Source organism: Glaciimonas sp. Gout2 (assembly GCF_035018905.1).
Taxonomy (GTDB): domain Bacteria; phylum Pseudomonadota; class Gammaproteobacteria; order Burkholderiales; family Burkholderiaceae_D; genus Glaciimonas.
Window position 1 is genome coordinate 18300 of the sequence record NZ_JASJXA010000023.1, and the last position, 20457, is coordinate 38756.

The 20457-nt window shown below is 48.9% G+C and carries 20 protein-coding genes; 6 read left to right on the plus strand and 14 right to left on the minus strand.

All coding sequences use genetic code 11. The annotated features are described in order from the left end of the window. Window positions 1-23 precede the first annotated feature (23 nt). Entirely contained in the window at window positions 24-770 is a 747-nt protein-coding gene (gene gpmA, locus QN379_RS15360; protein WP_322235109.1) for a 2,3-diphosphoglycerate-dependent phosphoglycerate mutase, read from the minus strand. A 126-nt stretch (window positions 771-896) separates the two neighbouring features. Here gpmA and QN379_RS15365 point away from each other — a divergent pair, with 126 nt between their 5' ends. From QN379_RS15365 to QN379_RS15380, 4 genes are all read left to right on the plus strand, one after another. Further along, window positions 897-1298, plus strand: coding sequence for a rhodanese-like domain-containing protein (locus tag QN379_RS15365; RefSeq protein ID WP_322235112.1), 402 nt, complete (start codon window positions 897-899; stop codon window positions 1296-1298). Between the two features lie 18 nt (window positions 1299-1316). Next, entirely contained in the window at window positions 1317-1592 is a 276-nt protein-coding gene (gene grxC, locus QN379_RS15370; protein WP_322235115.1) for a glutaredoxin 3, read from the plus strand. A 342-nt stretch (window positions 1593-1934) separates the two neighbouring features. Beyond that, window positions 1935-2450: a protein-export chaperone SecB gene (gene secB, locus QN379_RS15375; RefSeq protein WP_322235118.1), complete on the plus strand. Its 516-nt coding sequence runs from the start codon at window positions 1935-1937 to the stop codon at window positions 2448-2450. 163 nt (window positions 2451-2613) lie between these two features. Continuing rightward, window positions 2614-3057 (plus strand): SH3 domain-containing protein, encoded by a 444-nt coding sequence (locus tag QN379_RS15380; protein WP_323507028.1) that lies wholly within the window; start codon window positions 2614-2616, stop codon window positions 3055-3057. A 5-nt stretch (window positions 3058-3062) separates the two neighbouring features. On the opposite strand, the gene QN379_RS15385 is transcribed toward QN379_RS15380, so the two are convergent. Beyond that, complete coding sequence (locus tag QN379_RS15385; protein WP_323507009.1) at window positions 3063-3365, minus strand: hypothetical protein; 303 nt, start codon at window positions 3363-3365, stop codon at window positions 3063-3065. Here QN379_RS15385 and QN379_RS15390 point away from each other — a divergent pair. Continuing rightward, complete coding sequence (locus QN379_RS15390) at window positions 3365-4375, plus strand: NAD(P)H-dependent glycerol-3-phosphate dehydrogenase (RefSeq protein ID WP_323507010.1); 1011 nt, start codon at window positions 3365-3367, stop codon at window positions 4373-4375. The two genes, QN379_RS15385 and QN379_RS15390, sit on opposite strands and share 1 nt — an antisense overlap. Before the next feature lie 145 nt (window positions 4376-4520). Here QN379_RS15390 and hslU read toward each other — a convergent pair whose 3' ends face one another. The 9 genes from hslU to QN379_RS15435 all read right to left on the minus strand — a co-directional run bounded on the left by hslU (window position 4521) and on the right by QN379_RS15435 (window position 14934). Beyond that, a complete protein-coding gene (gene hslU, locus QN379_RS15395) occupies window positions 4521-5873 on the minus strand; it encodes an ATP-dependent protease ATPase subunit HslU (protein WP_322240369.1) in 1353 nt (450 codons plus the stop codon). A gap of 120 nt (window positions 5874-5993) precedes the next feature. Then, window positions 5994-6530 carry an ATP-dependent protease subunit HslV gene (hslV, locus tag QN379_RS15400; protein WP_322235127.1) on the minus strand — a complete coding sequence of 179 codons (537 nt, stop codon included), beginning with the start codon at window positions 6528-6530 and terminating at the stop codon, window positions 5994-5996. A 459-nt stretch (window positions 6531-6989) separates the two neighbouring features. Continuing rightward, the gene (locus QN379_RS15405; protein WP_322235129.1) at window positions 6990-8363 is read right to left on the minus strand and encodes an STAS domain-containing protein; all 1374 of its coding nucleotides are present in this window, start codon (window positions 8361-8363) and stop codon (window positions 6990-6992) included. Between the two features lie 651 nt (window positions 8364-9014). Continuing rightward, on the minus strand, window positions 9015-9392 hold the full coding sequence (dksA, locus tag QN379_RS15410) for an RNA polymerase-binding protein DksA (RefSeq protein ID WP_322240372.1): 378 nt from the start codon (window positions 9390-9392) through the stop codon (window positions 9015-9017). Window positions 9393-9843: 451 nt separating this feature from the next. Continuing rightward, window positions 9844-10932: a GTP-binding protein gene (locus tag QN379_RS15415; protein WP_323507011.1), complete on the minus strand. Its 1089-nt coding sequence runs from the start codon at window positions 10930-10932 to the stop codon at window positions 9844-9846. 160 nt (window positions 10933-11092) lie between these two features. After that, the gene (locus tag QN379_RS15420) at window positions 11093-11716 is read right to left on the minus strand and encodes a transcriptional repressor (RefSeq protein ID WP_322235134.1); all 624 of its coding nucleotides are present in this window, start codon (window positions 11714-11716) and stop codon (window positions 11093-11095) included. A gap of 143 nt (window positions 11717-11859) precedes the next feature. Next, a complete protein-coding gene (gene xerC, locus QN379_RS15425) occupies window positions 11860-12879 on the minus strand; it encodes a tyrosine recombinase XerC (RefSeq protein ID WP_323507012.1) in 1020 nt (339 codons plus the stop codon). Window positions 12880-12892: 13 nt separating this feature from the next. Further along, on the minus strand, window positions 12893-13561 hold the full coding sequence (locus tag QN379_RS15430; protein WP_322235139.1) for a DUF484 family protein: 669 nt from the start codon (window positions 13559-13561) through the stop codon (window positions 12893-12895). A gap of 200 nt (window positions 13562-13761) precedes the next feature. Further along, window positions 13762-14934, minus strand: coding sequence for a porin (locus QN379_RS15435; RefSeq protein ID WP_322235141.1), 1173 nt, complete (start codon window positions 14932-14934; stop codon window positions 13762-13764). A gap of 756 nt (window positions 14935-15690) precedes the next feature. Here QN379_RS15435 and QN379_RS15440 point away from each other — a divergent pair. Further along, window positions 15691-17469: a tetratricopeptide repeat protein gene (locus QN379_RS15440; protein WP_322235144.1), complete on the plus strand. Its 1779-nt coding sequence runs from the start codon at window positions 15691-15693 to the stop codon at window positions 17467-17469. 206 nt (window positions 17470-17675) lie between these two features. Here QN379_RS15440 and dapF read toward each other — a convergent pair whose 3' ends face one another. The 3 genes from dapF to QN379_RS15455 all read right to left on the minus strand — a co-directional run bounded on the left by dapF (window position 17676) and on the right by QN379_RS15455 (window position 20397). Further along, window positions 17676-18542 carry a diaminopimelate epimerase gene (gene dapF, locus QN379_RS15445; protein ID WP_322235146.1) on the minus strand — a complete coding sequence of 289 codons (867 nt, stop codon included), beginning with the start codon at window positions 18540-18542 and terminating at the stop codon, window positions 17676-17678. A 122-nt stretch (window positions 18543-18664) separates the two neighbouring features. Beyond that, window positions 18665-19534, minus strand: coding sequence for a lipid A biosynthesis acyltransferase (locus QN379_RS15450; protein ID WP_323507013.1), 870 nt, complete (start codon window positions 19532-19534; stop codon window positions 18665-18667). Continuing rightward, on the minus strand, window positions 19531-20397 hold the full coding sequence (locus QN379_RS15455) for a lysophospholipid acyltransferase family protein (protein ID WP_323507014.1): 867 nt from the start codon (window positions 20395-20397) through the stop codon (window positions 19531-19533). The genes QN379_RS15450 and QN379_RS15455 overlap by 4 nt, the downstream gene beginning before the upstream one ends. Window positions 20398-20457: the final 60 nt, after the last annotated feature.

Sequence of the window (20457 nt, forward strand, 5' to 3'; positions counted from 1 at the left end):
GATCCATCTCATCAGGGCGATATTTATTTCGCTTTCCCCTGATTGGCAACTGCGTGCATCGCTGCAGCGATGGCGTCCTGGTCGCCCAGATAGTAGCTCTTGATCGGTTTCAAATCAGCATCAAGTTCATAGACGAGTGGCTGACCATTTGGCACATTCAGGCCGACGATATCGTCGTCGCTGATACCGTCCAGCATTTTAATCAGCGCGCGCAGACTATTGCCGTGCGCCGAGATGATGATGCGCTTGCCGCTTAGAATGGCGGGTGCGATGCTGTCATTCCACGCTGGCAAAACGCGTGCAACCGTATCCTTGAGGCATTCTGTGAGCGGGATTTCTTCACGCTTCAGACCAGCGTAGCGTGGATCGTCGAACGATGCGCGCGGATCGTTTTCATCCAGTTTGAGCGGTGGTGTGTCATAGCTGCGGCGCCATACCATTACCTGTTCGTCGCCATATTTAGCAGCCGTTTCAGCTTTATTTAGCCCTTGTAGCGCGCCGTAGTGACGTTCATTTAAACGCCAGTCGTGTTTCACCGGAAGCCACATCAAATCCATTTCGTCGAGTGTGCCCCATAAAGTGCGGATGGCGCGCTTGAGTACCGAGGTATATGCCAGATCGAAGCTTAATCCAGCTTCTTTGAGTAGTTTTCCTGCTTGCCTGGCTTCGGTCACGCCTTTTTCGGTCAGGTCAACGTCAACCCAGCCGGTGAAGCGGTTAGCCAGGTTCCAGGTAGATTCGCCGTGGCGCATTAGTACAATTTTATACATAGTAAGGTAAAAAGTAGTGAAAAAAGGGAAATTCAAGAAAATCAATGCATGCAAACCAATACGAACTGGATGGTGCTTCCGCTTCTATTTTATAATGTCGGGATTAACTAATACCATTGGATCACTGTGAAATTCTTGATTGATAATATTTTTGTGCTTGGATTGGTCATTTTGTCAGGCGGAGCACTGATTTTGCCCTTGCTACAACGACGCGGCAACAAAGTAACAACATTACAAGCAACGCAACTCATCAACCAAGGTAAGACTTTGGTGTTGGACGTACGTGACGCTGAAGGCTATTCTGCTGGTCATCTTATCGACTCTAAAAATATTCCGCTGAAAGATCTCACCACCCGCTTGGTGGAAATAGAAAAATTCAAGGCTAAGAACGTAATTGTAGTCTGTCAGAGCGGAACGCAATCATCAAAAGCGACTGCGCAATTGGCCAAAGCAGGTTTTCAGCAGGTCTACAGTCTCGACGGTGGTATTGCAACCTGGCATACCCAAGGTCTGCCGACCATCAAATAACGTAAAAAAGAGAACCCAATGACTGCTCACGTCTTAATGTATAGCACTGCTGTTTGTCCGTATTGTATGCGTGCCGAACAATTGTTGAACGCGCGCGGTGTTACGAATATCGAGAAGGTTCGTATTGACCTCGATCCGCAGCAACGCGATGAAATGATGAAAAAAACCGGACGTCGTACCGTTCCTCAAATTTATATCGGCGATACGCACGTCGGTGGCTTTGACGATTTGAACGCACTGGATCAAGCGGGCAAGTTGCAAACTTTGCTACAGGGTACTTCGGAACCTATTTAATATTTTATTGCCTGATGTGATCATTGCCAATGTCAGACAACTTGCCCGGCATTGGAGCTATGAGCAATATGCATCAGGCTCTACGCACACTGAAGCATGTTCTCATTGAACATGTTTGATTGGGCGATACTGTAAATGTTAGACGGTTTTTAATTTTTGTTATACCCACAGGACTTACGTAAAATCGTCTCAGCAGTGTTAGCGTTGTTATGCCGCTAGCTATCTGAGCATTGCTACCGTCGTTTTCTCGTCGGTCTGCTTTGCTGGGACAATTCTGCGTGAGTCCTAACCCAGTCTATGGATGGAAATTCTGTCCCTTTTTAAATTTACTGAAAGAGTTTTATGGCCGACGAAATTAAACAAACTGAAATTACCGAGTCCAATGATCAGCCAGTTTTTCAGATTCAACGTGTATATCTGAAAGATTTGTCGCTTGAGCAACCGAACTCGCCAGCTATTTTTCTGGAGCAAGACGCGCCACAGATAGAAGTTGCTGTTGATGTCGGTGCAGAAGCATTGGCTGAGGGAATTTTTGAATCGACTGTGACGATTACCGTTACCGCCAAGATCAAGGATAAAGTTGCTTTTCTGGTTGAAGGCAAGCAAGCCGGTATTTTTGAAGTGCGTAATATTCCAGCAGAACAATTAGATCCATTATTGGGCATCGGTTGCCCAAATATCGTTTATCCGTACCTGCGTGCAAATATCGCTGACGCCATTACCCGTGCTGGTTTCCCGCCGATCCATCTGGCTGAAATCAACTTCGAAGTGTTTTATCAACAGCGTACACAAGCACTTGCTGAGCAACAGGGAAGCAAAGACAGCATTACTGTAGATGGTAGCAACGCGATTAATTAATAGTCGTCTAATGCCGATTTCGCCGCCGATCAATTATTCCAGGCGGCGAGTACTGATGATTTACCAATTGCGCCAGGACGCTTCCATGTTGAAGGTTTCCTCGCGCGTTAGTAGTAAGGTAGTAAGTGGAGACGATGGAATGAAACTTGTACGCGCGACCGGTATGGTAATGACGTCATTAGTGGCGTCGGTATTAGCGTTTGGCGCAGTCAACGTAGCGCAAGCGCTCGACTTCAAGGCGGTTGGTGCGGTTCCTGTCATTCTGTACGATGCTCCCTCTGAAAAAGGTCGGCGCGTAGCTATCGCACCACGTGGCATGCCAGTCGAAGTCGTATTGACTTATGGCGATTGGACCAAGGTGCGTGACGCCAGTGGCGATTTGTCATGGGTGCAGTCGGCTGGACTAATCGGCAAGCGTAATTTACAAATCAAGGTCGCTAACGCCAAGATCAGGGCGAATCCAAGTGATACCGCCGCCCAGGTATTCAGCGCCGATAAAGGCGTGTTGCTCGAATTGGTCGAGCCCGTTGCATCCGGTTGGGTGAAAGTGCGGCATCGCGATGGTCAGAGCGGATTCATAAAAGCGACCGATGTTTGGGGTAGTTGAGTTGACTATCTAACACTTGTTATTTTTGTGGGCTTGCCTGTTTGGTCGGGCTGGTCGATCTTCTTTCTTAGTTGATTAGTTGCGCATTCGCCGACAGATGGGTTAATGCTACGGCATCCTATACCGCGGTAATCGTAGTCACGGCGGTCGTCGTAGCGGTGGTAACACCACAGCAACGGCGCCGCAGCATCGGCTGCCGCAGCATCGGCTGCCGCAGCATCGGCTGCCGCACCAATCAACAGCATGATTATTCTTTCCGCATTTTTTACTCTATGATCGGCCTTTTGTGTCCGCTGAATCCAATCCAATGAATATCACGATCCTCGGCGCTGGTGCATGGGGTACCGCATTGGCTATCGCATTAGCGCAACGTCACAACGTTTTGTTATGGGGGCGGAATGAGGCAGTGATTGCCGCCGCCGCAATGCAGCGCGAGAATGTGACTTATCTACCTAGTTTTTCATTGCCATCTAATGTAATCGTCACAGCTGATTTTGCGGAGGCGATCACGCATGTGTCGACGAATACGGACGTGAACGACAGTTTATTGATCGTCGCTTCTTCTGTGGCCGGATTACGTTCTCTGGCGGAGCAATTACGCGGCCTACCGTTACCAAATATTGTCTGGCTATGTAAAGGTTTTGAAGAGAAAACGCGATTGCTGCCGCATCAAATTGTGCGCCAGGTGTTGGGGGATGCGATTCCAGCGGGAGCGCTCTCAGGACCTTCGTTTGCCCAGGAAGTGGCACGCGGTCTTCCTTGTGCGCTGGCGATAGCAACTGACGATGCTGGTCTTTCAGAGCGCGTAGTTGCGGCGGTGCATGGTTGCAATATCCGCGTGTATTCGACTGATGACATGGTCGGCGTCGAAGTCGGTGGTGCGGTTAAAAATATTATGGCAATTGCCACAGGTGTAGCCGACGGTCTTCAGCTTGGTCTGAATGCGCGGGCAGCATTAATCACCCGTGGACTGGCAGAAATTACGCGACTTGGCATCGCCTTGGGTGGCCGCAGCGAAACCTTTATGGGTTTGTCTGGCCTCGGTGATTTGATCCTTACTTGCACCGGCGATCTTTCGCGCAACCGTAAAGTCGGCCTCGGATTAGCCTCCGGTAAAAGCCTGGAGACTGTCGTGGCAGAGTTAGGCCACGTTGCGGAGGGAGTCCGTTGCGCGTCAGCGGTGCGGGCCTTAGCGCAGGAACTAGGAGTGGATATGCCGATTACAAACGCCGTTGCCGGCGTGTTGTTTGACGGCGATGAACCGGGTGCGATGGTGGAGTTGATGTTGGCACGCACACCTCGCGAAGAATCGGCTTAAATCAAAAAAACGGAGTGAAAGACGGTTTATCCGCAATTCACTCCACTGACTCCGGTTTCTATTGACGATGACGTTAGTGTGAAGACGCATTGCGTGCGGGCTGCATGCGATAAACCTGTCGACATCGTTGCACATCTACGTTTGCTTACAGCACATACCTTGATAAATCTTCGTTCACAGCCAGTGCACCAAGACGTAAATCAACATAAGCTGCATCAATCGTTAGCGTTTTTTCACTGGTATTGGTCGCCGCGTAAGAAATTTCTTCCAGCATTTTTTCCATGACTGTATGCAATCGACGAGCGCCGATATTTTCTGTTTTCTCGTTGACCGAAAACGCTATTTCAGCCATACGCTTGATACCTTCTGCTACAAACTCCAACGTGACGCCTTCGGTCGCCAGCAATGCTTCATATTGCGCAGTCAGGCAAGCATCGGTGCCGGTCAGAATGCGCTCAAAATCGGCAATTGATAGTGAGTCGAGTTCGACCCGAATCGGGAAACGTCCTTGCAATTCGGGGATCAAATCCGATGGCTTTGCCAGATGGAAAGCCCCCGACGCGATGAACAATATATGATCGGTTTTGATCATTCCGTACTTGGTATTGACAGTTGTTCCCTCGACTAACGGTAACAAATCGCGCTGCACACCGGCACGCGACACGTCTGCACCGCCATTTTGAGAGCGGGTCGCGATCTTATCAATCTCGTCCAAAAATACAATACCGTTTTGCTCAACGTTAAAGATAGCTTTTTGCTTTAGTTCATCTTCGTTAAGCAGTTTTGCGGCTTCTTCTTCGACTAGAATTTTCAGCGCTTCCTTGATTTTGACCTTGCGACTTTTTTTACGGTTATTACCCATTCCGGAGAACATCGACTTGATCTGCTCAGTCATTTCTTCCATACCTGGCGGCGCCATGATTTCCATCTGTGGCGCACTTTCGGCCAATTCAATTTCAATCTCGCGGTCATCGAGCGAGCCTTCTCGCAGACGTTTGCGAAAGGTCTGGCGGGTGTTGTTGCCCTTATCTTTTGCATCAATTTCCAGTGGTGCATCTTGCTCTGGATGAAACCCAAAATCACGCGCCGGTGGGACCAAAATATCGATGATACGGTCTTCCGCTGCGTCTTCTGCACGTGATCGAAGCTTACGCATTTCAGATTCACGGGTTTGTTTGATGCCGATATCAATCAGATCCCGAATGATTGTCTCGACGTCGCGACCAACGTAGCCGACCTCGGTGAATTTGGTTGCTTCAACCTTAATGAAGGGCGCATTTGCTAATTTGGCCAAGCGGCGGGCAATTTCTGTTTTACCAACGCCGGTGGGCCCAATCATCAAAATGTTTTTTGGGGTGATTTCGTGGCGCAATGGCTCGGCGACTTGCTGACGACGCCAGCGGTTGCGCAGCGCAATCGCTACTGCACGCTTGGCTTTGTCCTGCCCGACGACATGTTTATCGAGTTCAGAGACGATCTCTTGCGGAGTCATATTCATATTCATATTTTTTCGGTTCCGAGGTGGTCCGGTTCGTTGCTAAATGCGCGCTGGTTAAGGTCAGTTTATGGACGACCATCAGGTGTCGGGCGCATTTTTTGCAGGATTAAATTCGTACAATTAATTAAGGGTTTCTATGATGTGCGATTGATTGGTATAAATACAAAGATCGCCAGCAATCACAAGGGATTTTTTGACTACTTCGGCAGGTGATAGTGTTGTGTTCTCTTGCAGCGCTTTGGCTGCGGACTGTGCGAACACGCCTCCGGAGCCAATTGCCCCAATTCCATCTGTGGGTTCAAGTACATCGCCATTGCCGGTAATAACCAGTGTGGTATCCCTATCCGCTGTGAGCAGCATCGCTTCCAGGCGACGCAGCATGCGATCAGTGCGCCATTCTTTAGCTAAGTCTACCGAGGCGCGCATCAGATTGCCTTGATGCTTTTCCAGTTTAGCCTCAAATAAATCCAACAGCGTAAAAGCATCTGCGGTTCCACCGGCAAAACCGACCAGTACTTTACCTTGATAAAGTGTGCGCACTTTGCGTGCAGTGCCTTTCATCACGACGTTGCCGAGAGTTACCTGGCCATCTCCACCAAGCGCAACGCTATTTCCGCGTCGTACGGAGAGGATGGTGGTGCCATGAAATTGTTCCATTTTACTTGCCTAAAAAAAGCGGACCGCACGTGTGGCAGTTGGACGAACTGCACGAATCGGACCAACTATGCGGCGTCCGGATGTCGGACGTCTTCGCATATATTCATTACCGTAGGATACAACTCAGACAATCCCGCGTGTATTTAAAAAAATGGGGGCGGCGTGCGTGATTACAAGCACCGGTTGGCGCAAATTAAAGTCACTTAACTTTGTGGATGATTTATCTTCACGTAATTAAATGTGCGTGACGTAGTCGCTGTTGCATATTTTAAAGCGCATGCGTTGTTACGCATCAACTTACTAACTTTAAAACAATACTTGAGGGAACGGTAATCCGAGACGATTGCTGTGTTGCTACAGCGTTGCACGTTTGAAAACCTTTCGGTACTGTGTGTACTTCTTTATAAGTATCATGAACTATCTATAAGCAGGACCGATTGCCAGATATCAGACCTACTTTTAATTCTTGCGCGTAGAAATGCTGATGACGTCTTGAAGTCCCATAACCTTAAATAGCGCTGCCACTAGATGGTTTACCTCGTGAAGCTCGATTTTTCGGCCTTGTTCAATGATAGGCAATAGCCCATTCATTAATTGCCCGGCGGCATTAAAATCTATGCGTATCAGGCGGGAACAGTCTATAAGCGTCGGATTGTGGTTAATCGCGTACGTTTTAATCTTTAGCAAAAGTTCATCAACCCGTCCTTCGATCAAAATCGGCATCAGAAAGTGTTCTCGACTCTTTATCGATTGCTGGTTTAGCGTATTTTTGTCTAGAGCAACAAGGACTTTAGATTTTGGTGCGATGAAAGGTGGAGGAGATACTTCAAATGTAATACTGTAATCGATGCTAACGTCTTCGAAAGCTTGCTCATTATTTAATAAATGCAAAATTTCCAGCAATAGTAACCACGGAGCTGCAGTTTCATCACGGCGACCAATGCAAAGAATAGATCGAATAGCTTCGGTAAGTTGGTTGGGAGCGACCAAAATGAGATCGATACCGGATTTTTGAAGTTTCCTTAATGTCCGCAACAAAAGCCCGCAGCCGATCGCGTCGACGGAGGTTATACGGGTGAATTCCAGTCTTAAAGCAGGATGACTTACCGCCAGTTTCTGAGCCCGCTCCAGGTACTTGGTGACATTTGCGTCAAGCTTGCCCGAGAACGATACTGCTGCGATAGCAAGATCTTGGACTTGTAAATCGGTGTGGGGGTTAAGTGTGAGTTGCTCGTCCCAAGCGGGGGGAGAACTCTCAAATTTATGCGCATAATTAACTGACAGGTCATCGAATTGCTGTTGTTTATTATCGATCCGGTAAAGATCCAGTAACATCCACCACACACTGGCAGTAGCTCCCCCTAGATCGTCTCCCTCTATTGCTTGTTCAAGTAGCTGCTCCGCGATTTCGGATTGTGAGCTGGCGAATAGCAATGCTGCCTCTTCAACCACCGCTGGCGTGTCTGAAATCGCGACCTGAATAGTCCCAACCTTAGTGTCCGCTGCTAAAGAATCTTTTTTTCGGGTCGTCCCGGGAGCGTTTTGGTCATTCTGGGCACTCACTATTTTTTTATTTTTGGCAGTATCGGACAGCATGGTATTTAGAATCGTCGTGGGATAGACGAATTCTGAGGACATCTCCGACTCGATTGCATCGATTTTCATTGCGGTGGAATTGGGCGGTGGTGCGTTTGGTCGAGGCGTCTCGATCCCTTGTTCAGGCGTCCTATTGCTGGCGGGCTGAATTGAAACGGTGCTCTGGGCAGCCGCTATATCTGCAGCGGCTTTGGCGTTTTGACGAGCTTGTTTGCTAAAAATCGAGAAAATCCCCACATTGATCCTAGCTGATGAATTGATGGTCGTTGATAAGGAGGTAAATCGAGCGGCTATCTTTATAGTGTAGTCGGATATGTATGTAGAAATAGTGCTTGCTGCCCCATTTTTAGGTAAAAGCTTATATTTGACACGGCTCGGTTGATTTGTAAATGCCGGGCGATGGCAAAAAATATTTAAAATGGTGCATTAATATTTTAAATAAAATCACTGAACGTAATGCTTTTCCGTTGTGCTCGGGGCGAGTGATCTTTTATTGGATGGCGCTCTTGCAACAACATTTTTTTGGCTAAGGATAAGGTGTGATAACTTTTAACTATACGAAGGAATAGATTCTTATCTAAAGCGACTTAAGGTCAATTACTTTGTAGATAGGATGAGAACCATGATGCACAAGCGTCTCTGTTTAGCGCGCGTTAAGGCCGCTATTAAGCAAACATCAAGGCTTTTAAGGCCTATGTGGGAAGATAACTAATGTTAGTCGTGGCATAACCACCGTTAAAATTGCAACGGGGAAAGTCTGGTGGTTGAAGTCACTATGCGCTGATAATGGATTCCCCGCAATGCATAAAGGATGGCGTGCCTATTTTAGAATAGACAATGCAGCATTGCGGGGCGAGGGGATCGAAGTCGATTGAGTCGGCCAGAGAATTAATCCCCGTATAGCTTTTGTTTCAGTTCACGCCGTTGCTGCGCTTCTAGTGACAAAGTCGCGGTAGGTCTTGCCAACAAACGGGGGATGCCAATGGGCTCGCCGGTTTCTTCGCACCAGCCATACTCACCGGCATCGATTGAGGCGATTGATTGTTGCACTTTCTTCAATAATTTGCGCTCACGATCACGTGTTCGCAGTTCCAGTGCGTGTTCTTCTTCTATCGTGGCACGATCAGCAGGGTCGGGTACAAGCACTGTTTCGCGCAGGTGTTCAGTAGTTTCTCCGGCGTTTTTCAGCAGATCAACTTCCAGCTGTTTTAGACGCGCTCTGAAGAAAGCCAGTTGTGCCGCATTCATGTAATCCGCTTCGCTCATCGTAACGAGTTGCGCTTCGGTTAATAAAGGGGCATCGGGGGTGGGGTTGGTTATTTTGGTAGCCACTTCGGGTACTTTCGATACGACGTATATGTCAATTTTATCCGTTAACTCAGTACGTGAGGGTAAGATATTTGTAATGCCCTCAATGTTTCTCGTACTGAATCTGGCCGCGGGGAATTCTTTTCTTTGAGGCAATCACTAGCGGTCAAATGCTGGGAAGCTTACTTCAACATTGAATCGCTTTTGTTGTCATCACGATCATTATTTCTTACTTGATCAGGGATTCTACAACAGGTTTGACCTCAAAGCGTTCAGGTTCTTTCAAATGTGGTAATTGCTATGCAGGTTCTTCAATATTCTTTTCATTTTATTGCATGATCTGGCTGCAATCATCAATGCCAGTTTGCACTATCACCACACTATTTCTTGCGTGCAAAACTGCCATACTTTATACCAGACATTGCTCCAAACCGCGAATAAAGATGTCTTTAGGTAGCTTTTTACCTATGAAGACCATTTTACTGGAAGGGATTTCGCCCTCATCCCATTTTCCACCGACATCACTGCCCATAATCTGGTGCACTCCCTGAAAGACAACTTTCCTATCAGCGCCATCCATAAATAATATGCCTTTGTAGCGCAGCATGCGCGGTCCATATACCTGAATCATCCCATCAAGGAATTCTTCGAGTCGCGCCGCTTCAAAAGGTCGCTCGCTTTTAAAAACAAAGGCTGCAATATCATCGTCATGATGTGGGTGATGATGATTGTGTGCGTGACTTTCATTTTTCGCATCATGTGCATGGCCTTCTTGATGCGAAGGGTGTTCGCATTCATCGCCGCTATGGTCGTGATCATGGTGATCACCGGGGGCCTCTTCGGCTGCCAGAAAGTCAGGATCGATTTCTAGTTTTGCGTTCAGATTGAAGCCGCGGATATCGAGGATTTCGGCAATTGGCGTATGCGCCGGATCAAGTTCGACTATTGCGGCGCGCGGGTTGATGCGTTTCAAGCGCGCAGTCAGTGCGTTCACTTCAGCCTCGCTGACCAAATCTGTTTTTGATAATAGCAGTTTGTCAGCGAAGCCCACCTGACGTTGGGCCTCTTCTTGCTGATCAAGTTGCTGCATCGCATGTTTTGCATCAACGACGGTGACGATTGCATCGAGCATAAAGTGAAGCGCTACTTCCTCGTCAACGAAGAAGGTTTGTGCAACGGGCCCCGGGTTAGCCATTCCGGTGGTTTCGATGATCACATGATCGAAATGTAACTCTCCGGCGTCACGGCGACGGGCTAGTGAACTTAAGGCGATGATCAGATCACCGCGAACGGTGCAGCAAATACAACCGTTGTTCATCTCGATGATTTGTTCGGTGCTATCTTGCACCAAAATCTCATTATCGATATTTTCCTGGCCGAACTCGTTCTCTATGACGGCGATTTTGTGACCGTGCGGTTGCTGCAGAATACGGTTGAGTAGTGTAGTTTTACCTGCGCCAAGAAAGCCGGTAAGGATAGTTGTCGGTATAAGTGCCATGATGTTTTTTAAGCGTCAGTGAGCTGAAGTGGAAATGGAAGGGCGGCTTGGTTGTGTCGTAATGATGGTGCCGTATGGAGTCGATCACCTGTTGGATGCAGGCTTAATGTTCTAAGTTTTTCTACATGGTGGGAGCAACGGGCCCATGGACCAGATCGGTCTAGTGGGCGCAATCGGCGCACCAGCCTTTGATCGTTAATTCAATGTCATGCCCTTCAAAACCTTTGCCGAGCGACCCCTGCAGGGCTTGCTGCAAATGCTGACGCAGCAACGCAGGCGATGCGGTAGTTGCCGTTTCTCTAGGTTTTGTTGTTGCGTCCGTTAGGACTGGCGCCAGTACGTCGCCCAAAAATCCTGCCTCACCGCTACCATCCAGGCAAAAAACTTTTGCACAGCGGGTGCATTTAAAATGCCCATGTTGATGCTGCGCGTGCAGCGCTGAATGGGCTGAGGTGGACTCGGTATGTTCAGCGCCAGCGCTATAGAGAAAAACGCGGTCATCGCCAGCAATTTTGTGGGCCAGGCCCGCATCGGTCAGACAATCAAGTGCGCGATATAAGGTCACCCGATCTAACTCTGCAAATAAATCCTGCATATCTTGATGTGACACAGCGCAGCGCGCTTCCAGCAAGGCGGTCAGCACTTTTACTCGCGCAGTCGTGATGCGCACTGACGATAGTCGCAACTGCCCCTCCGCTAGCTTAGCCGCTTGTGAAGGCAGCGCGGTGTGGTGTGCGGCTGGAGAGTTTTTCGTCCCAGATTTAACTTTGATGTCAGCGGTCATGCGAGAACAGGTGGAGTAATCGTTGGTAAAGATCGATTATGCCCCAAATTGCAATTGAGTTGCAATTGAGTTGATTTTTTGAGTGAGGGCAGCTTAGTTCTCTCGCCAGGCGAAATCAAATCAACTATCGATTAGATCGCAAATTATTCTTTTGGGACTTTTTTGGCGCGAGGATGGGCGGCGTCATAGACTTGCGCAAGGCGCTGAAAATCAAGTGACGTATAGACTTGGGTCGAGGCGATTGATGCATGGCCTAGCATCTCTTGTACCGCGCGTAAATCGCCGGAACTTTGTAAAACGTGGGAGGCAAACGAATGGCGTAATACATGTGGATGAACGTCAGTCGGGAGGTTGAGCGTCCGCGCATGGGCTTTCAAGCGAAGTTGAATCACTCGCGGTGATACACGGCTACCGCGCTCAGTTAAAAAAAGTGCGAAGGTGTTGTTCAGCTTTGCCGCATTCTCTTTTACCAATGTCATGCGTAAAGGCAGCCAGTCTGCGATAGCTTGCAATGCCGGTTGTCCCACTGGGACTGATCGCTGCTTATTGCCTTTGCCGGTTACCCTGACTTCTTCCGCGTCCCAATCGATCCAGCCGGACGAAACATGTCCTGCTTCATTCGTGTAGCGAATGTCGAGCCCAGCTAGCTCGGAGACCCGCAGCCCACTCGAATATAACAACTCGAACATGGCGCGATTGCATGCCGACAAGGTCGGGCCGTGCGAATTGAGAGGATTGGCGCTGGCCACCAGCCGTATGGTGTCATCGGCATTGAGTGCTTTTGGTAGTGGTTTTCCACGCTTTGGTGCTTTGACGCCGTCGACGGGATTGCTGGAAAGCGTAGTATGTTCACTTAACCAACTATAAAACCCGCGCCAGGCCGAAAGTTTGCGTGCGATTGAACGCGCATTGAGGCCGCGAGAATGGAGTTGTGCGGCAAATTTTCGAATATGTGCATGGCTGAGAGTCGCAAGGTCTGGATTGGCATCTTCAGAAGCGTTATGGAGTGCGCGACTCAGCGCTATTAACTCCGAAAGATCTCGCGCATAGCTACTGACTGTATGCGGCGACAATTTTCGACCATAGCGCAGATTATCCAGATACCTGTTAACGTCCGATGAAGACGTTAACAGTTCAGAGGACACATTATCGTCACTCGACATGGTATTGGATCGATCAGTGCAGTAGACAGGCCAGCGCTGCGCTGGCGGTGTCGCCTATCTTACTCAGGAAGTCGGTTGCCATGTCGGCACTAAAACGCTCCGGGTCCGGCGAGCTTAAGACTAACAATCCGAAAGTGCCGGATGCAGGATCGCGTCGTAATGGCAGCATGGCGATTGATTGTGTTTCAGTTGGATGATCAAGCCAGGAAGCCGCTTCAAAATCATTATTGGACCCACAAAAAGGGACGCGCAAGCCATTTGCAAAAAGCTTTGAATCGGCAGATGCTGGCGCAGCAAACCACGTATGCGAAAATTCATCAGCAACGTTCCACAGCCGCATGGTGGCTTGAGGTACGTTGAAGATCGTCTGTAGCCCGGCGATAAGCGTATGGGGCATATCGACATCATTTCGGGCTAGAAGCAGGCTACGTGACCATACTTGTAATTTGTCCGCGATGCCGTCATTTTCTTGCGCATTTCTTGCCATGTCGGCGAGGCGAAGATCTTGCACCTTTATTTTTTCCCGCAATATTTCCATCTGACGCTCTTGCAGGGAGATGGCGCGACCAAGCAAAGGGCTGGTCAATTTGATTTTGCCGAGCAACTCAGCATGCTCCACAAAGAAATGTGGCGTTTCTGCAAGATATTCTGCGACGGTATCGGGATCCAGTTGGCTGCTCATAGTGTGCGATTGAATATTGAGAGTAGAGAGTTGAGTGAGCAAGAATATCATCACTATGGCGATGAACCATAACTAATGCCTCAGCAAAAATTTTTTTGATCCCGAAAATAACAAAAGGCCCACATGATTTTTCATGTGGGCCTTTTGTATTTCTAACTAAGCAGACATTTCCGCGTTACCGCAGATATGACTAAATTACATTAGAACTTGTGACGGATACCAACAGTAACAGCAGTTTGGTTACCTGTGTTTCCAGTTGTGTCGCCTTCAACGCCTGGGTTGACAGCGTTTTTAGCGCGCAGGTATGAAGCAAATGCATACAAGTCAGTACGCTTCGACAAGAAGTAATCAGTACCCAAGTTGACTTGTGTCAGTTTGCCTTTTGGCGAACCAGCATCAACGAAAGTCAAGTTGCTGTATTGAACGCTAGCCAACAAATGCAAAGGTGCTGTCAAAGAATAGTTAGTACCCAATTCAAAGATGTCAGCTTTGCTGTTGTTGATGCCGCCGATAGCGAACGCCGAAGCCAACGAACCACCGACAGGAACAGCCGCTGTTGAGCTAGTAGCCAATGGCTGCTTAACACGTGACCAGTTACCGTACAAACGTGCAGGACCAACTTGGTAACTAGCACCTAAGCTGAACACTTTCAGAGCTGTATCGCCGGCATTGCCAGAAAATACTGGAGCACTGTTAGTCAAAGAAGTATCGCTAGATGTGGCGCCTTTTTTCGACTGGTAGTAAGCAGCGTACAGGCCGAGTGGGCCGTTCGCGTATTGACCACCGATACCGAAAGATTGACCAGCAGTAGTTTGACCAGCAGTTTCGCCGAAACCGTAGATCGCGCTAGCAGTGAAACCAGACAGGTTTGTCGTGTTGTAACGGATCGAATTCTGGGTACGTACACCTTCCAAACGGTCCAGATTGTGGCCAACCGCGCCAGTTACGCCACCGAAATCTTGAACCGAAGTCCATTGGCTAACGTCATCCAGAATATCAGTCTGACGACCCAACAGAACTGTACCGAATGCATCGCTGCTCAGACCAACAACAGATTTACGACGGAACAGATTTGTCGAACCTTTGTCGCCTTGCAATGCACCAGTGTCATTAGCGAAGCCAGTTTCCAATTGGAAAACTGCTTTCAAACCGCCGCCCAGATCTTCAACGCCTTTGAAACCCAGACGTGAACCTTGGACGATGCCGGAGTTGACAGCAAACTTGCTACCAGTTTTACCAGTAGTAGTGTTCAGTGCTTTGTTTGTGTAAGTGACGCCAGTATCAACGATACCGTAGATTGTTACTGAGCTTTGAGCTTGTGCTGCACCTGCGATTGCGCCTAGTACGGCCAGTGCGATTAGTGATTTCTTCATTTGACGTCCTTTATTTGGAAAAGCCTGCTTAAGGATCCGTACATCTGTCGGATGGGTGAACATTAATGGGTCCGGCTGTCTACTCTGGCGCTTTGGTCTTATGTAGTGCTATAAATTTGTCGAAATTGTCAGGTGTTGGTGTTTGTGTTGTATTTTTGTGACACACAAGCGGCGACCTATCGTTGTACTAAATCGGTAATCTTCTGCTATGCATTGGTAATTTTGCATGTATTACATTGCATTGTGCTGACAAAACACTACGATTTCTTGTACTTGTATTACATGATAATTTTCTTTTCGGATTGATGGACGGCGAGAGCCTTGTCGGGTGACCGTTTTTTACCAGTAATAAGCCGCTATTGATACGAATTACGACATAGGACTTGCTACTTGTTGTCTAGTTACTTCTTTATATCAAAGGCTGACTTGTTAAGCGCATCTGGAAAACCTCGCCACGATGTTTCTTATCCATAAATCGAGGAAGGCTCTTTAGCCAATAAATTGCAAAAATTTATTCTGCTGCTATATTTTGTAACTTATCCGACGTTAATCATAAATAGAACACTAATCGCCGATATTGCGCTAAGTTGGTGTAATGTTTTCTATATTGGTTGACTGGGCCGTTTTGCCGGATCGTTAAAATTAAAGAAATATCACTTTGTTGTATTAAAGCTGCGAACTTTATTCTATTTTGTTATCAAATAAAGGATTCTTCATTTATCGGGGATAATTTACGCTTTTGCATGATGGGTGTTTATGGCTAAACGGGAAGACTTAGCAATTATTAGGGCTGCGCGTGCTGGACAGGCGGCGGCCCAGCTCGCGCTCGGTCAACGCTACCTCTTTGGCGGGAACGGTTTGCCACAGAGCTTTCCGACTGCATTACATTGGTTGGATCGTGCTGCGCAACAGCAAGAGGTAGAGGCTTGGATCTTAATCGGGACGTATATTCAGCTTGATGTCGCCCGTGGTGCTACCAACCCGCTAGATTTATGCGCTTGGTATGAGCGCGCGTTTGACGCAGGCGTGATGCAGGCCGGATTGGTTTTAGCGCAATTGGTATTGGACATCAACATTCCAATCGATGAACGGGCTGCTTTAGAGGCTTATAAGCCTAAAGCTTTACAGGCACTGGAGGCAGCGGCGCATGCCGATATTCCCGAGGCCCAATGGCTATTAGCGCAGCACGCGGCGAGGATCGATCAAACGGCCGCCGCGCTTGTCAATTCGCACGCTGCAGAAGCCGATAGTAACGCCGGTAAAATGACGGGTGGTGCACATGTTGGTCTGCCGAGTCGCTCAAGTAATGCTTCGCGTTCCAGCCAAATGAACGGGGCTGATGAATTGACCGGTGAAGTTGCCCATCGGGCGCCAGTATCCGGCGCTGAAGCGACCGGTGCGACGCTGTCCTGGACCGCCCGCGCAGCTGACGCCGGAATCATGCAAGCACAACATTCGCTGGCGCAGATAGCCTGGGAAAAGCGCGACTGGACGGCGTTTTTAGAACGCGGCTTACCGTTGGCACGTGCCGTCGCGCAGCAATATGGTGGCGAATTGGCACAATTGCATGCTCCTTCCGAGTCTTTGGCGAGGCGTGTGGGTGAGGCAAATCTGTTGTTGTTAACGCGCTGTGCCCGCGCACTGATGATGACTACTGGATTTGATGCTAACGAGGTCCAGCAATTTTTAGAGTTGGCGGCCTCGGCTGACGACAAATCTGCTCAGCTCGATTTGGGGCTTTGGTATGCGCGGATGGATAGCGATGGCGGACGCATCATTGTTGGTGCTGGGTCGGCCAATTATAAAAAAGCGATACGTTGGCTGACACATGCGGGCGAGCGGGGATTATCCGAAGCTTGGTATGCGTTGTCACGAATATATTTGAAGTCTGAATTTTCTCAACGTAATTTGGTTGATATGCAACGCCATCTGGAGCATGCGGCTGAAATGGGGCATCGTGCAGCGCAGCTGGAATGTGGCGTCAGTGCGTGGCGCAATCGTCGTGAAAAGTTAACGAACGATGTTCAAGCGGTTTATTGGCTGCAAAAAGCAGCGACGCAAGGCAGTATTGAGGCCCAAACGTTGCTGACCAAGATTGCTGACCGCGCGCGTCCTATGGCGTGGGCCGTGAGCGCGAAACAACAACTGACGCGTGAGTTGGTCGCCGGTCATCCTTTTCTCGCGGCGCGTATTGAACTCGCCTTGTTATTTGGATTAAGTCGGCCAGAGGCTTTGTTGCTGGATTTAAATCAAGCTGATTGCGGTCACTGTCTGGTGGTGGATATCCGTACGTCTTACGCTCGCAGTAAGCGGCGGTTGGTGTTAATTGAGACGGGCGACGAGCGTCAGGCATTGAATCGGCTGGCGCGATTGTTCGAGGATGTCGATTGTGGCCCGCATGGTCCAGAGGGAAATTATCGGCAACGCTTGTATCGTTTTAAGACAGCACTGCCGGGTTTGGAGATGACGGATGCCGATACAGCGACCGAAGATGGTGAAGAGTTCGCTGAAACGTCTAACCAACTGAGCAACTAAGATTGCGTATTTAAATACGGGCGCCCAAATAGCGCGCCGCGGCCAAACGCTATGCTTAAGTACTTAGTTTTTGGCTTAATTAAAAATTAACGAGAAAATTTGCGTTGTAAAGTAATGAGTAATCAGCAATAAGTAGTTAGGAAGTTATTGGGTTTAATTTTTTACAACGCGCACCTTCCTGGCTACGTTCGTAGATACGTTCGTTTTTACGTTCGGCCTGCATCGATATCTATTTCACCTTCGAACACGGTCACGGCGGGACCGGTGAGTCTGACCGGTTGTCCAATGCCATTCCATGCGATAGATAGATCGCCGCCGTGAGTGCAGACTGCTACCGGTGAATCCAGCAACCCACGTTGAATACCCGCGACAACCGCAGCGCACGCGCCAGTGCCACAAGCTAAAGTTTCGCCCGCACCGCGTTCATACACGCGCAACTTGATCTGATGGCGATCAACAATTTGCATGAACCCAGCGTTGACGCGTTTTGGAAACCGCGGATGATGCTCAATGATAGGACCATCCACAAGAACCGGCGTGGCCTCAGTATCGCTGACGACCTGAATCGCATGTGGATTACCCATCGATACAACTGAAAACAGGATTAACTTGCCGTTGATTTCGAGTGGCCACAACGTGTCCGTACCTTGGCGTTCGCCTTGTAGAGCGCTTGCGTCAAAAGGTACGTCGGACGGCGCTAAAACAGGAGAGCCCATGTCAACAGTAATAGAGCCATCGTCTTCCAGCATTGGCTCGATCACGCCGCACATGGTTTCTACTTTGATGGAGCGCTTTTGGGTGAGACCTTTTTCAGTAACAAATTTGACGAACGCGCGCGCACCGTTCCCGCACTGCTCAACTTCTCCGCCATCAGCATTGTAAATGCGGTAACGGAAATCAACGCCCGCCGCTTGGGGTTTTTCAACGACCAACATCTGATCGGCACCGACTCCAAAGCGACGGTCAGCTAGTGCTTGCCATTGGACTTGTGTGAAATCGATATGCTGATTAATCGCATCAATGACAATGAAATCGTTACCCGCGCCGTGCATTTTTGTGAATTTGAGTTTCATGGTGTGATTATAGGGCGGTAAGAGAGAAAGTGCGCAACACGACGCTTCTGTAAAGTTGCCAGTTTTTTTGTCTCGTTACGTTATTTAGCATTAAAAGTTCAAACTTGGTTTTCTTCATTTGATTAATAAGGCCCAGGTTCGCCCTGCGGTCTGGTTTTAAAGCGCTTATGCGCCCAAAAGTACTCTGCTGGCGCTTCGAGTATCCGCTCTTCAATAAATGCATTCATGCGTCGGGTCGCTTCCGTGACATCGTTGCCTGGATAGTTTTCCCAAGCCGGGTAAAAGGTAACTTTCCAACCTTTATAGCCCGGCAAGTACGTCGCGATCATCGGAACCACGCTGGCTTTGGTGGCGGCGGCAATTCTGGCGGGTGCGGTGAGTGTCGCTGCAGGAATGCCAAAGAATGGGACAAATTCGGCATCTTTGGTTCCAAAATCCATATCAGGCAACATGATGAAGGGAAATCCCTCCCGCATCGCACGGATGATTGGTTTCACACCTTGTTCGCGCGTGAATAATTTGACAGGGCGAAAACGCGACCGACCTTTAAGCAAAGCAGCATCCACCAACGGATCTTGTTGCCGAGAGTAAATGGTGCAAATCGAGAGCGACGAGTTGAGTACTAACGCAATGCCTGGAATTTCTAGACAGACAAAGTGCGGACATAGCAAAATGGTAGGTCCTGCACGGAGTGTGTCGAGCGGTAAGTCAGATTCAATTTTTATCAGTCGTTTGAGGCGCGCTTCAGAAGCCCACCACAACACACTGCGTTCCAGAGCGCTGCGTGAATAGGCTTGAAAATGGCGCCGTGCCAATATGACGCGGTCTGCTTCTGGCATATCAGGAAAACACAACCGCAGATTGATTAACGTAATGTGGCGACGTGGTTTCATGATGATGAACAGCAACGATCCTAACGCTTCGCCAAGAGGGCCAAGTATCCAGAGCGGCAGCCAATGTGTCAGCCATAACAAGAAAATCAGCGCTCTCATGGACGGTCCAGATTATCGGGCGCTATGTCAGTTGGCGCGCTGACGCCGGGCGGCGTTTTATAGCGGTTGTAGCTCCAGATATACTGCGATGGACAACGGGCGATCAGTTTTTCCATGGCGATGTTAATCGCTTGGGCTTGCTGTTTTGGGGTATCACCTAACTCTTCTTCAAACGGCACAAACCGAATGACAAAACCACGGCCACAAGGTAGGCGTTCGGCATACGAAAGAATAATGGGCGCACCACTCATTTGATGCAATTTGGCCGATAAAGTCATCGTGTAAGCTGCTTTGCCAAAAAAATTAGCCCAGACGCCTTCACCGTTTTGTGGCACCTGATCGGGTAGCAAGCCGATGGCCTGGCCTTTTTTGAGGGCTTTTAACAACGCACGCACGCCCGTTAGATTTGCCGGGGCGAGGTGCAAGTTTGGTCGTGCGCGCGCGCCTTCAATTAAGGGTTTTAGTGCGGCTTTGCGTGGCGGTCGGTATAAAGCCGTGAGCGGTGTTTTTGCTGCAATTGCCTGGGCAATAATTTCAAAACAACCCAGATGCGGCGTCAAAAAAATCACACCGGTTTTGGCGTCAAGCGCAGCTTGTGCCAGTTCCCAATTTTCGATGCTTGCCGTCCGTAATACTCTCTCTGGCGGCGCGCACCAGACAAAAGGAAGCTCAAACATGCTTTTGCCGGACTCGCGAATCGCTTGGGACAAATGGCGTTGATAACCGGCACGTCGGAGGTTAGTCTTTAATTTGCGTCGATACGATGGCGATAATAAATATACCAGCCAGCCGACTGCAGACCCGATTGCGTGCAACGCAAATAGCGGTAATTTAGATAAAAGTTGAAAGAGTTTGACAAGCATTGGACGGTGGGAAGGGGCGTTTTGCCGAAAAGTTGTAAAAGGCGTAAAATAACATACGTA